This window comes from Pseudoxanthomonas sangjuensis (assembly GCF_010211755.1).
Lineage (GTDB): Bacteria > Pseudomonadota > Gammaproteobacteria > Xanthomonadales > Xanthomonadaceae > Pseudoxanthomonas_A > Pseudoxanthomonas_A sangjuensis.
In genome coordinates this window covers 65,485-77,790 of record NZ_PDWR01000018.1, presented here as the reverse complement: position 1 = coordinate 77,790, position 12,306 = coordinate 65,485, and the positions used below count along the sequence as shown (strand labels likewise).

Annotated in this window: 9 protein-coding genes; 4 read left to right on the top strand and 5 right to left on the bottom strand. The window is 70.2% G+C overall.

Features of this window, described 5'->3' with window-relative positions; translation table 11 throughout:
- Positions 1-200: 200 nt before the first annotated feature.
- The 4 genes from CSC71_RS10700 to CSC71_RS10685 all read right to left on the bottom strand — a co-directional run bounded on the left by CSC71_RS10700 (position 201) and on the right by CSC71_RS10685 (position 5,873).
- Entirely contained in the window at positions 201-1,391 is a 1,191-nt protein-coding gene (locus CSC71_RS10700) for a L,D-transpeptidase (protein ID WP_246192154.1), read from the bottom strand.
- Between the two features lie 112 nt (positions 1,392-1,503).
- Complete coding sequence (locus CSC71_RS10695) at positions 1,504-2,262, bottom strand: slipin family protein (RefSeq protein ID WP_162374362.1); 759 nt, start codon at positions 2,260-2,262, stop codon at positions 1,504-1,506.
- The gene (locus CSC71_RS10690; protein WP_162374361.1) at positions 2,259-3,713 is read right to left on the bottom strand and encodes an NfeD family protein; all 1,455 of its coding nucleotides are present in this window, start codon (positions 3,711-3,713) and stop codon (positions 2,259-2,261) included. The genes CSC71_RS10695 and CSC71_RS10690 overlap by 4 nt, the downstream gene beginning before the upstream one ends.
- A gap of 132 nt (positions 3,714-3,845) precedes the next feature.
- Positions 3,846-5,873 (bottom strand): sodium-translocating pyrophosphatase, encoded by a 2,028-nt coding sequence (locus CSC71_RS10685; RefSeq protein ID WP_162374360.1) that lies wholly within the window; start codon positions 5,871-5,873, stop codon positions 3,846-3,848.
- Between the two features lie 790 nt (positions 5,874-6,663).
- On the opposite strand from CSC71_RS10685, the gene lipA reads away from it, so the two are divergent.
- Together lipA and CSC71_RS10675 are read left to right on the top strand one after the other, a co-directional pair.
- Positions 6,664-7,668 carry a lipoyl synthase gene (lipA, locus tag CSC71_RS10680; RefSeq protein WP_162374359.1) on the top strand — a complete coding sequence of 335 codons (1,005 nt, stop codon included), beginning with the start codon at positions 6,664-6,666 and terminating at the stop codon, positions 7,666-7,668.
- A gap of 195 nt (positions 7,669-7,863) precedes the next feature.
- Complete coding sequence (locus CSC71_RS10675) at positions 7,864-10,053, top strand: carboxy terminal-processing peptidase (protein WP_162374358.1); 2,190 nt, start codon at positions 7,864-7,866, stop codon at positions 10,051-10,053.
- 57 nt (positions 10,054-10,110) lie between these two features.
- Here CSC71_RS10675 and CSC71_RS10670 read toward each other — a convergent pair whose 3' ends face one another.
- Positions 10,111-10,383, bottom strand: coding sequence for a metal/formaldehyde-sensitive transcriptional repressor (locus tag CSC71_RS10670; RefSeq protein WP_162374357.1), 273 nt, complete (start codon positions 10,381-10,383; stop codon positions 10,111-10,113).
- Between the two features lie 51 nt (positions 10,384-10,434).
- Between CSC71_RS10670 and dmeF the strand changes: the two genes are divergently transcribed.
- Together dmeF and CSC71_RS10660 are read left to right on the top strand one after the other, a co-directional pair.
- Positions 10,435-11,400, top strand: coding sequence for a CDF family Co(II)/Ni(II) efflux transporter DmeF (gene dmeF / locus CSC71_RS10665; protein WP_162374356.1), 966 nt, complete (start codon positions 10,435-10,437; stop codon positions 11,398-11,400).
- A gap of 50 nt (positions 11,401-11,450) precedes the next feature.
- Complete coding sequence (locus CSC71_RS10660) at positions 11,451-12,287, top strand: bifunctional transcriptional activator/DNA repair enzyme AdaA (RefSeq protein WP_162374355.1); 837 nt, start codon at positions 11,451-11,453, stop codon at positions 12,285-12,287.
- The last annotated feature ends 19 nt before the right edge of the window (positions 12,288-12,306 follow it).

Here is a 12,306-nt window from a genome sequence, read left to right as displayed (position 1 = left end):
GGCGACGGGGGCGGAGAGGCGGCGCCGGTGGCCAGGGCGAGCGCCAGCGCCAATGCCGCGAGCGGGGACAGGCGGCGCAACGGGGTCGGAACGGGGGTCATCGGCTGGCAACGATACCAATGCGATTGCCGGAACGATGTTAAGGCGGTTGGGGAAAACCCGGGGCGGACCGACGCTCTCGCCGCGACCGATCGGGCGAATCAGGGTTCCTGCGGTTTTTCCGGGCCGGCCGACGGGCCTTCCGCATCGAGCACCGGCTCGGGCAGCTGCGCCGCCGGGTTGGAGCGCACCGCCGGCAGGTCGGTCAGCAATACCGTCGTGCCGGGCTCGAGCAATGCCTGGACCCGGCGGGTGAAGTCGTCGTCGGCGCGCAACGGCCGCGATTGCAGCTGCAACTGCAGCACCGGCAGCGATTCGGCGTCGACGCCCAGGATCGGATAGGCCGACCACTGCAGGCGCGGCTTGTCCGTGGCGACGGGCAGGTCCGGCCGGGCCGCGGCCATCGACGCATCCCAGGCCTCGCCGTCCGTGCCAGCCGCCGTCGCCCCGGCCGGGTTGCCCGGGACGACCGGTGCGCCTTCCTGGCCGTCCATGGCAGCCGGCGGGCCCGGAATGGGGACGGGCGGGGTTTCCGGCGCGGGCGCGGCCGGGTTGCTGGCGACCATCAGCACCGAACCGTGCAGGGCGAAGCCCTCGGCGACTTGCAGCGCGGCTTCGCCGGCGAGCATGCCGTTGCGCAGCACGAACACGCGGCGGTCGGCGACGCTGACCAGCACGCTGACCGGGCCGGGTCTGGCGGCGATGGTTTCGTTCCAGAAATAACCGGCCTGGATGTCCTGGGTCGCGACCGCGGCGCCGGCCTCGTCCACCGGCGCCAACAGGGCCGGGCGGATCAGGCTGGCGGGCGACGCCTTGGCGTCGGCGACGACCACGGTGTCGCCGTTGCGGGTCTCGGCGAACAGCTTCTCGGCGAAGGCCAGCGGCAGGCGCACGCAGCCGTGCGAAGCCGGGTAGCCGGGCAGGGCGCCGCCGTGCAGGGCGATGCCGTCCCAGGTCAGCCGCTGCATGTACGGCATCGGCGCGTTGTTGTAGAGGTTGGAGCGGTGGTCCTTGTTCTTCTGCAGGATCGTGAACACCCCGGTCGGGGTTTCCTTGCCTGCCTTGCCGGAGCTGATCGTCGACACGCCGATCGCCAGGCCGTTGCGGTAGACGTAGGCGCGCTGTTCGTCGAGGCTGACCACCAGCACGATCGGCCCTTCCGGGGCGATTTCCGGGTGCCACAGGAATTCGCCGGGCTTGAGCGCGCGCGGGTCGGACGCGCTTCGGGCGCCGACCAGCCACGGCAGGCACAGCAGCAGGACGATGGCGGGCAGGCGGCGGAAAGGACGCATGCGGTGCGGACCGGAAGTTTCCCCGGCGGCATTGTGGCGCATTTCCCTGCCGGTGGCGCCCGAACCCTTTCGTTTCGCGCGGCGAGCGGAAACGAAGGGGCGGCCGCAAGGCTCAGGCCGGGCCCGCGCCGTCCCGCGACAGCCCCGGCAGCACGTCGATCGGCAACGGGAACACGATGGTGGAACTCTTCTCGCCGGCGATCTCGGTCAGCGTCTGCAGGTAGCGCAGCTGGATCGCCCGCGGATCGGCACCGAGCAGCCTGGCCGCCTCGACCAGCTTCTCCGCCGCCTGCAGTTCGCCCTCGGCATGGATCACCTTGGCGCGGCGCACGCGTTCGGCCTCGGCCTGGCGGGCGATCGCGCGCACCATGACTTCGTTGATGTCGACGTGCTTGATCTCGACGTTGGCGACCTTGATGCCCCAGGCGTCGGTCTGCGCATCGAGGATGCCGCGGATGTCGTTGTTCAGCTTCTCGCGCTCGGCGAGCATCTCGTCGAGGTCGTGCTGGCCCAGCACCGAGCGCAGCGTGGTCTGCGCGAGCTGGCTGGTCGCCTCGTAGAAGTGCTCGACGTTGATGATCGCCTTCTGCGGATCGACCACGCGGAAGTACACCACCGCGTTGACCTTCACCGAGACGTTGTCGCGCGAGATCAGGTCCTGCGACGGCACGTCCATCACGATCGTGCGCAGGTCGACGCGCACCATCTGCTGCACGACCGGGACCAGCAGGATCAGGCCCGGTCCCTTCACCTTCCAGAACCGGCCCAGCTGGAATACCACGCCGCGTTCGTACTCGCGCAGCACCTTGATCGCGGAGACCAGCAGCAGCACGGCGAACAGGACCAGCGGGAAGAAATAGAAGACATTCATGGCGTTCCTCCGTCTGGGGCCGGCGCTTCGTCCGGCGCGACTTCCAGGACCAGGCCTTGCATCGAGCGCACGCGGACCGCCTGTCCCCGCCGCACCGGCGCGGCGGATACCGCCTGCCAGACCTCGCCGCGGATGCGCACTTCGCCGCGCCCGTCGAAATCGCCGACGGCGACGGCGCGATGGCCGAGCAATGCTTCCCTGCCGGTGACCACCGGCCGCCTGCGCGCCCGTGCCGCCAGCCAGACCAAGCCCATGAAGGCGAGCGAACTGGCGACGGCGATGCCCAGCACCAGCCGTCCCGGCAGGCCGAATCCGGGCACGTCGCTGTCGAACATCAGCAGCGAGCCGGCCACCAGCGCGACCACGCCGCCGATGCCCAGCGAGCCGAAGCTCGGCAGCGCGAACTCCGCCGCCATCAGCCCCACGCCCAGCACGATCAGCGCCACGCCGGCGTAGTTCACCGGCAGCACCTGCAGGGCGTACAGCGCCAGCAGCAGGCAGATCGCGCCGGTCACGCCGGGAAACAGCGCGCCGGGCGTGTATGCCTCGATCACCAGCCCGTACAGGCCCACCAGCAACAGCAGGTAGGCGACGGTCGGCTCGGTCAGCACGCCGAGCAGTCGCGCGCGCCAGTCCGGCGGCCACGGAACGACCTCGGCCGAATCCACGGCGAGCTTCCAGGCGCGTCCGTCGACCTCGACCTCGCGGCCGTCAGTCTGGCGCAACAGCGACGGCAGGTCCGCGGCGACGATGTCGACGACCCGTCGCGACAGCGCCTGCTCCGCGCTCAGCGTCGCCGCATCGCGCACCGCCGCCTCGGCGAAGGCGACATCGCGCCCGCGCAGCTCGCCCAGGCTGCGCAGGTAGGCGACGGCATCGTTCACCGCCTTGCGCTCCATTGCGCTGCCTTCGCGCCGCGCCGGTGCCTGCATGGCCGGCCTGTCCTGCGTCTCCCGGCCGTTGCCGGAAGTGGCGCCCTCGTCCCCGGCGGGTTGCTCCCTGCCTTCCTCCGGCGGCGGCGCGGCAGCGGGCGCGCCGATCGCGACCGGCGTCGCCGCGCCCATCGAGGTCGCCGGCGCCATTGCCGCGACGTGGCAGGCGTAGAGGATGTAGGTGCCCGCGCTGGCCGCGCGCGCGCCTTGCGGGGCGACCCAGCCGATCACCGGCACCTTCGAGGCGAGGATCGCCTGGTTGATGTCGCGCATGGCGGCATCGAGCCCGCCCGGCGTATCGATCCGCAACACCACGGCCGCCGCCTGCCGTTCCGCGGCAGTCTTCAGGCCGCGCTGCATGTAGTCGCGGGTTGCCGGGCCGATGCCGCCCTTGATGTCCAGCAACAGGATGCCGCCGGCTTCGCTGCGCGGAGCCGATGCCGGTTCCGCGGCCGGCGCAAGCATCGACATCAGCGCCAGGGCGCAGATCAACAGCAGGGCGCAACCCTGTCGTTTCATGGCACCTCCGCGGCAGGATCCGGAGCGAACCACCTGCGTGCAGTCTGCGCCCCGGCCTGTTAAGGAAACGGAATGGCACCACGAAAAAAAAAGCCCCGCCGGAGCGGGGCTTTTCGTCGCGGACGCGCGCGCTTACAGCAACGGCACGATCAGCAATGCCACGATGTTGATGATCTTGATCAGCGGGTTCACCGCCGGACCGGCGGTGTCCTTGTAGGGATCGCCGACGGTGTCGCCCGTCACTGCGGCCTTGTGCGCATCGGAGCCCTTGCCGCCGAAGTGGCCGTCCTCGATGTACTTCTTGGCGTTGTCCCACGCGCCGCCGCCGGTGGTCATCGAGATCGCCACGAACAGGCCGGTGACGATCGTGCCGATCAGCAGGCCGCCCAGCGCCTTCGGCCCCAGCAGCAGGCCGATGACGATCGGCACCACGACCGGCAGCAGCGACGGCACGATCATTTCCTTGATCGCCGACTTGGTCAGCATGTCCACCGCCTTGTCGTACTGCGGCTTGCCGGTGCCCTGCATGATCCCGGCGATCTCGCGGAACTGGCGGCGCACTTCCTCGACCACGCTGCCGGCGGCGCGGCCCACCGCTTCCATCGCCATCGCGCCGAACAGGTACGGGATCAGGCCGCCGATCAGCAGGCCGATGATCACGGTGTGGTCGGACAGGTCGAAGGCGAAGGTCTGGCCCGGATTCGCCGCCTGCAGGTTGTGCGTGTAGTCGGCGAACAGCACCAGCGAGGCCAGCGCCGCCGAACCGATCGCGTAACCCTTGGTCACCGCCTTGGTGGTGTTGCCGACCGCGTCCAGCGGGTCGGTTACGTTGCGCACGTCCGAAGGCAGCTCGGCCATCTCGGCGATGCCGCCGGCGTTGTCGGTGATCGGGCCGTAGGCGTCGAGCGCGACGATCATGCCGGCCATCGACAGCATCGCGGTCGCGGCGATCGCGATGCCGTACAGGCCGGCCAGCGCGTAGGCGGCCCAGATCGCGATGCACACCGCGATCACCGGCAGCGCGGTCGCCTTCATCGACACGCCGAGGCCGGCGATGATGTTGGTGCCGTGGCCGGTGGTCGAGGCCTGCGCGACGTGCTGCACCGGCTTGTACTGCGTGCCGGTATAGTACTCGGTGATCCACACGATGGCGCCGGTCAGGGCCAGGCCGATCAGGGCGCAGCCGAACAGCGCGTTGGCGCCGTACGCCGAATCGGCCATCAGCGACCTGGTGATCGGGTAGAACGCGATCGCGGCGAGCACGCCGGAAACGATCACGCCCTTGTACAGCGCGCCCATGATCGAGCCGTTGCCCTTCACCTTGACGAAGAACGCGCCGATGATCGAGGCGATGATCGACACGCCGCCCAGCACCAGCGGGTACAGCACCGCGTTGTGCCCGGCTTCGGCGCCCATCAGTCCGCCGAGCAGCATCGTCGCGATCACCGTGACCGCGTAGGTTTCGAACAGGTCCGCGGCCATGCCGGCGCAGTCGCCGACGTTGTCGCCGACGTTGTCGGCGATCACCGCCGGGTTGCGCGGGTCGTCCTCGGGGATGCCGGCTTCGACCTTGCCGACCAGGTCGGCGCCGACGTCGGCGCCCTTGGTGAAGATGCCGCCGCCGAGGCGCGCGAAGATCGAGATCAGCGACGAGCCGAACGCCAAGCCGACCAGCGCGTGCAGCGCGTCTTCGCCGGTCACGCCGAAATGGCCCAGCGCCGCGTAGTAGCCGGCCACGCCGAGCAGGCCCAGGCCGACGACCAGCATGCCGGTGATCGCGCCGCCGCGGAACGCCACGTCCATCGCCTTGCCCATGCCGCTGCGCGCGGCTTCGGCGGTGCGCACGTTGGCGCGCACCGAGACGTTCATGCCGATGTAGCCGGCCGCGCCGGACAGCACCGCGCCGATCAGGAAGCCGATCGCGGTCGGCCAGGTCAGGAAGAAGCCGATCAGCAGGAACAGCACCACGCCTGCGATCGCGATCGTCGAATACTGGCGGTTGAGGTAGGCGCGCGCGCCTTCCTGCACCGCGTTGGCGATCTGTTGCATCCGTTCGTTGCCCGCGGGCTGTTTCAATATCCAGCGTGCGGAAAGAATTCCGTAAAGAATCGCGACCACGGCGCAGAGCACCGCGAGCAGCAAACCGTTGTGTTCCAGCATGACCCCTCCCAGGTTGATGGATGTGTCCAGCGGAACGCCGCGCCAACAGGCGCCGGATGCCGCGATACCCAATCTGGAGAGCCTGGCGAACGATTGGGTAACGCCACGCGCATGCCGCCCGCGTGTCCGGCCGTGTTCGGAAGATCCCTGGAGCCGGTGCAGTATCGCCTGCAAACCGCGGCCGCGGCATGCTGCTCGGCACAAGTTCGGCCCCGGGCGCGGCATCGCCATGCGGCGTGGCCGGGCTGGCGGGGCAGGAGGCGCTCGCGCGTTGGCGCTGCGCTTCGCCTGTTCAGGGTGGTTGGTGCGGGCGTTCCACGCCACATTGCCTCGACGGGCCGCAGACTGCGGAATGCCCCGGAAAACCGCTGTCCGGCGGTACTCGCCGGCGGATGTAAGCGATTACCCCGACTGAACCCGCCGGTACTGTTTTGCAGTGCAGCGTGCAAGATTCCCGCAGGCTGCATCACGATGCGCCCGCATCCCGACGTGGGGGAGGGAGCAGAGCCCGCAATTGGCCCAGCCATTGCGGGCTTTTTTATTTCCACGCCGCGGAAACAGGAACCCGAGGTCTGCCGCGCGAATCCCGGGCCCCGCGCCACGCCGCCTGTCCGGTCCGGCGAAGCGCGCCGGGCGTTCAAATGGCCGCGCGGCATGCCGCGCAAGCGGGCCACTCCAACTCCCGCGGTTTCGCCGCGTCCTGACTTGAGTGCTTTCCTCCATCGGGCCCGCCGACAGCGGAAAGCTGCGTCGCGCCGAGAGAGCGGGGGAAACCCGGTAGAATGGCTGCATGGCCGATTCCCCCGCACGCAGCATCCCGCTCCAGGTCGTCCCGTCCGCGCCCGCCCCGCTCGAAACCGGGGCCAAGCAGGTGGGCGGCGACAAGATTTCCCGCTCCCCGGTGCGGTTCGCCGACGCGCCGGTGCTGCGCAAGCCGTCGTGGATCCGCGTGCGCATCCCGTCCGACGGCTCGGTGGCCCGGCTCAAGGCCAAACTGCGCGAGAACCGCTTGGTCACGGTGTGCGAGGAAGCCAGCTGCCCGAACATCCACGAGTGCTTCGGCCACGGCACCGCGACCTTCATGATCCTCGGCGAGGTCTGCACCCGCCGCTGCAGCTTCTGCGACGTGGCCCACGGCCGGCCGAAGCCGCCGGATCCGTCCGAACCGCTCAGCCTCGCCCGCACCGTCGCCGACATGGGGCTGAAGTACGTCGTGGTCACTTCGGTGGACCGCGACGACCTGCGCGACGGCGGCGCCCAGCATTTCGTCGACTGCATCGCCGCGATCCGCGAGCATTCGCCCGGCACCCGCATCGAGATCCTGACGCCCGATTTCCGCGGCAAGGGCCGCATGGACCGCGCGCTGGAAATCCTCGCCGCCAACCCGCCGGACGTGTTCAACCACAACATCGAGACCGTGCCGGACCTGTACCCGAACGTCCGCCCCGGCGCCGACTACCAGTGGTCGCTGACCCTGCTGCAGCGCTTCAAGCAGCAGCACCCGCACCTGCCCACCAAGTCCGGGATCATGCTGGGCCTGGGCGAGACCATGGAGCAGGTGCAGGCCACCCTGCGCGACCTGCGCGCGCACGACGTCGACATGGTCACCATCGGCCAGTACCTGCAGCCGACCGCGCACCACCACCCGGTGCTGCGCTACTGGACTCCGGACGAGTTCAAGGAACTCGAGGTCTACGGCACGGAACTGGGCTTCAGCCACGTCGCCTCCGGCCCGCTGGTGCGTTCCAGCTACCACGCCGACCGGCAGGCCAAGGAAGCCGGCGTCGCCGGCTGAACAGGGCAGGTTCGGCGGCGGAAGCGCCGGTTCAGGCTCCGGTTCACAAATCCTGCCGCCGGCGCGGCTAGGCTGCGAGTCGGCGTTCCGGAAAGGACGCGTGACAAGGCCGGCAACTTTCGGCACTGTCGTGCTGTCCGACCCCGCCGCAGCATTCCGCCGAACCTGCCGCCCCCACGGGCACGAGCCGCATCGATGAAATTCAAGACCCCCGCCCTGCTGTTGACCCTGGCCTTCGGCGCGCCGTTGGCGCTGCTGGCACGCGCCGATGGCGGCGTGGCCAGCGTTGCCACCGCGGCCGCGCCCAACGCCGACCAGGCGACCACCTCGAAGCTGGTCTACGGCCTGCTGTCGGACAGCCGCTACGCCTACCGTCCGCGCGACCTGGATCCGGAACTGTCGCAGGACGTGTTCAAGCGCTACCTCGAGGCGCTGGACGGATCGAAGATGTATTTCACCGCCGCCGACGTGGCGCGTTTCGCGCCGTACCAGCGGCAGGTCGGCGAGGCGATCAGCTCCGGCCACCTGCAGCCGGCCTACGACATCTTCGCCGTGTACCGGCAGCGCGTGCACGAGCGCGCCGCCTACGCGCGCGGCCTGCTGAAGCAGGACTTCGACTTCGGCGGCGACCAGCGCTGGGAATACGACCGCGAGGACGCGCCGTGGGCGGCGTCTTCCGCCGAGCTCGACGCGCTGTGGAAGAAGATGGTGATGAACGACTGGCTGCGGCTGAAGCTGGCCGGGCAGAAGCCGGACGAGATCCGCAAGACCCTGGACAAGCGCTACGCGCGGCTGGACCGCAGCGCCGACGAACTCAACGGCGAGGACGTGTTCCAGTACTTCCTCAATGCGTACACCAACGCGATCGATCCGCACACCGACTATTTCACCCCGCAGACCGCGGAGAACTTCAACCAGTCGATGTCGCTGTCGCTGGAAGGCATCGGCGCGGTGCTGCAGCGCCAGGACGAACTGGTCACGATCCGCGAGATCGTGCCCGGCGGCCCGGCCGACCTGTCCGGCAAGCTGCAGCCCGGCGACCGCATCGTCGCGGTCGGCCAGGACAAGTCCGGGCCGATGGTCGACGTGGTCGGCTGGCGCATCGACGACGTGGTCAAGCTGATCCGCGGCAAGAAGGGCTCGCAGGTGCGGCTGGAATACATCCCGGTCGCCAACGGCATCGACGGCGAGCACGCGAAGGTCACGATCACCCGGCAGAAGGTCCGGCTGGAGGAACAGGCGGCCAAGTCCGAGATCATCACCACGCCGGCGGCGAACGGCGCGCCGGCGCGGCGCATCGGCGTGATCAAGCTGCCGGCGTTCTACCAGGACTTCGAAGGCCGCCGCCGCAACCCGAACGACTACACCTCGGCCACCCGCGACGTCGCCCGCCTGCTCGGCCAGTTCAAGACCCAGGACGTCGACGGCGTGCTGCTCGACCTGCGCAACAACGGCGGCGGTTCGCTCGACGAGGCGGTCGAGCTGACCGGCCTGTTCATCGACAAGGGCCCGGTGGTACAGGTGCGCGAATCCGGCGGCCGGGTCAGCGTGAACGCCGACCGCAAGCCCGGCGTGGCCTGGGACGGCCCGCTGGCGGTGCTGGTCAGCCGCGCCTCGGCCTCGGCCTCGGAGATCTTCGCCGGCGCGATCCAGGACTACGGCCGCGGCCTCGTCATCGGCGAGACCACCTTCGGCAAGGGCACGGTGCAGAACCTGTTCGACCTCGACCGCTGGCCCGGCAGCGAAGGGCCGCGCTTCGGCTCGGTCAAGTTCACCATGGCGCAGTTCTTCCGCGTTTCCGGCGGCAGCACCCAGCACAAGGGCGTGGTCCCGGACATCGCGTTCCCGGTCAACCTGGACGCCAGCCAGTACGGCGAGAGCACCTACGACAACGCCTTGCCGTGGACCCGCATCGCCGAGGTGCCGCACACCCGATACGGCAACTTCGCGCCGCTGCTGCCGAAGCTGCTGGCGCTGCACCGCGAGCGCATCGCCAGCGACAAGGAATGGCAGTGGTGGTCCGAGGACGTGGCCCAGTTCCGTGTCGAGTCGGCGAAGAAGTACGTGTCGCTGAACGAGGCCGAGCGGCGCGCCGAACGCGAGAAGCAGGCGGCCAAGTTCAAGCAGCGTGAGGCCGAACGCAAGGCCCTGGGCCTGGCCCCGGACCCGCTGGCCGGCGACCTGGCCGACGATGGCCTCGGCGCCGCCGAGCGCGACGTCGTCAAGGACGCGCAACGCGAGAAGCTGGCCGACAAGCGCCCCGACCCGCAGCTGCGCGAATCGGCGGCGATCCTGGCCGACGCACTCGACCTGCTGGCGCAGGACCGCAAGCTGTCGGCGCAGGTGCTGCTGGCGTCGACCGGCCCCGGCATCTGGGCCAACTGAAGGCCGCCTTGCAGGCGTGGCACGACGGGCGCTCCGGCGCCCGTCGTCGCATCCGGGTCACCTGAAGTACGAGCGCAGGATCGCCTGCACGCCGGCGATTTCCTCGCTGCGCCGCGCCGGATCGGTTTCCGCGGCGATGTGCTCGTGCAGGTGGCCGTCGAGTATCTCGAGCATCAGTCCCTGGGCCGCGCCGCGGATCGCCGCGATTTGCGTCAGCGTGGCCAGGCAGTCCGGCTCGCCGGCCAGCGCCTTCTCCAGCGCCTCGATCTGGCCGCGCAGGCGGCGGATGCGGGCGAGCAGCTTGTTCCGGTTCTGCGCGACATGCGACATGGCGGCGTTCCAGATACCATAGGGGGGTATATCCGCGCAGTGTAGACGAACATGGCCCTGCACGCCTCCGCCGAACGCTTCCGCCATAGCCACGCCTTCAACGAAGGCAATCCGCTGGCCGAGCGCCGCACCCTGTACGCGGTGCTGCTGACCGCGGCGATGATGGTCGCCGAGATCGCCGGCGGCTGGGTGTTCAATTCGATGGCGCTGCTGGCCGACGGTTGGCACATGGGCACGCACGCGCTGGCGCTGGGCGTGTCGGTGCTGGCCTACGCCTGCGCGCGCCGCTACGCGCACGACGCGCGCTTCGCCTTCGGCACGTGGAAGATCGAGGTCCTCGGCGGCTACACCAGCGCGGTGCTGCTGCTCGGCGTGGCCGCGCTGATGGCCTACGAATCGGTGCAACGACTGCTCGAGCCGCGCGCGATCGACTACCGCCAGGCGATCGCGCTGGCGGTGGTCGGGCTGCTGGTCAACCTGTTCTGCGCGTGGCTGCTGCACGAGGGTGGCCACCACCATCATCACCACGGGCATGGCCACGCCCACCACGATCACGGCCATGCCGCCGGCCACGCCCACCACCACGACCTGAACCTGCGCTCGGCCTACCTGCACGTGCTGGCCGACGCGGCGACCTCGGTGCTGGCGATCGTCGCGCTGAGCGCCGGCCTGCTGTGGGGCGCGGACTGGCTGGACCCGGTGATGGGCATCGCCGGCGCGGTCCTCGTCGCCATCTGGGCCCGGGGCCTGTTGCGCGACACCGGTCGCGTGCTGCTCGACGCGGAAATGGACGCGCCGGTGGTCGCGGAAATCCGCGAAGCCATCGCCGGCGACCCGCAGCGCGCCGAGATCAGCGACCTGCACGTCTGGCGGGTCGGCAAGGACCGGTACGCCTGCGAACTGGCGCTGGTCACCGCGACCGACGCCGGGCCCGGGCACTACCGCCGTGCGCTCGCGATCCACGAGGAACTGGTGCACGTCACCGTCGAAGTGAACCGCGTCGCCGCGCCGGGCTGAGCGCAAGAAGCGGATAGCGGGCCCCGCTGCCGGCGACTACGCTTGCGGCCATGGACAGAACCGACGAAAAACTCGAACGCGCGCGCCGCCTGCTCGACGGCGGCGGCTTCGCCGACGGAAGCCGGACGCTGGCCGAGCTCGCCGCCGCGGTCGGCCTCAGCGCTTCGCACCTGCAGCGCCGCTTCGCCGCGCGCTTCGGCCTCAGTCCGGCCGAATACCTGGCGCAGAAGAAGCTCGGTGCGCTGAAGTCCGGCCTGCGCGCCGGCGACGACGTCAGCGCGGCGCTGTACGACGCCGGCTACGGCTCGCCTTCGCGCGTCTACGAACACGGCGCGGTGAAGCTCGGCATGACCCCGGCGCGCTACCGTGCCGGCGGCGACGGCGTCGAAATCCGCTGGACCACGCTGCGCACCGACCTCGGCCAGGCGTTGGTGGCCGCGACCGAACGCGGCATCTGCGCGGTCGAGCTCGGCGCCGATGCCGGCGAGCTGGAACGCGGCCTGCACGACGAGTTCCCGCGCGCGTCGATCGAGCGCGTCGACCGCGGCCGCGACGAATTCCTCGCCCCGCGCCTGCACGCGGTCGCCGAACGCCTCGGTGGCCGCGCCGCCGCGGTGCCGGTCGACCTGATCGGCACCGCCTTCCAGAAGCGGGTCTGGGATGCGCTGATGAAGATTCCGGCGGGGCAGACCCGCAGCTATGCCGAGGTCGCGGCGCAGCTGGGCGAGCCGAAGGCCGCGCGCGCGGTCGCCGGCGCCTGCGCGCACAACCGCATCGCCGTGGTGGTGCCGTGCCACCGGGTGATCCGCGGCGACGGCTCGCTGGGCGGCTACCGCTGGGGCCTGCCACTGAAGCGCGAACTGCTGGCGCGCGAGCGGGGCGGGTAGGCCGCCGCTCAGCCGGGCG

Excerpts from the sequence above, each read along its gene's own strand:
- CSC71_RS10700 (WP_246192154.1), bottom strand. The coding sequence starts at position 1,391 with ATGCGTCCTTTCCGCCGCCTGCCCGCCATCGTCCTGCTGCTGTGCCTG.
- CSC71_RS10695 (WP_162374362.1), bottom strand. The coding sequence starts at position 2,262 with ATGAATGTCTTCTATTTCTTCCCGCTGGTCCTGTTCGCCGTGCTGCTG.
- CSC71_RS10690 (WP_162374361.1), bottom strand. The coding sequence starts at position 3,713 with ATGAAACGACAGGGTTGCGCCCTGCTGTTGATCTGCGCCCTGGCGCTG.
- CSC71_RS10685 (WP_162374360.1), bottom strand. The coding sequence starts at position 5,873 with ATGCTGGAACACAACGGTTTGCTGCTCGCGGTGCTCTGCGCCGTGGTC.
- lipA (WP_162374359.1), top strand. The coding sequence starts at position 6,664 with ATGGCCGATTCCCCCGCACGCAGCATCCCGCTCCAGGTCGTCCCGTCC.
- CSC71_RS10675 (WP_162374358.1), top strand. The coding sequence starts at position 7,864 with ATGAAATTCAAGACCCCCGCCCTGCTGTTGACCCTGGCCTTCGGCGCG.
- CSC71_RS10670 (WP_162374357.1), bottom strand. The coding sequence starts at position 10,383 with ATGTCGCATGTCGCGCAGAACCGGAACAAGCTGCTCGCCCGCATCCGC.
- dmeF (WP_162374356.1), top strand. The coding sequence starts at position 10,435 with ATGGCCCTGCACGCCTCCGCCGAACGCTTCCGCCATAGCCACGCCTTC.
- CSC71_RS10660 (WP_162374355.1), top strand. The coding sequence starts at position 11,451 with ATGGACAGAACCGACGAAAAACTCGAACGCGCGCGCCGCCTGCTCGAC.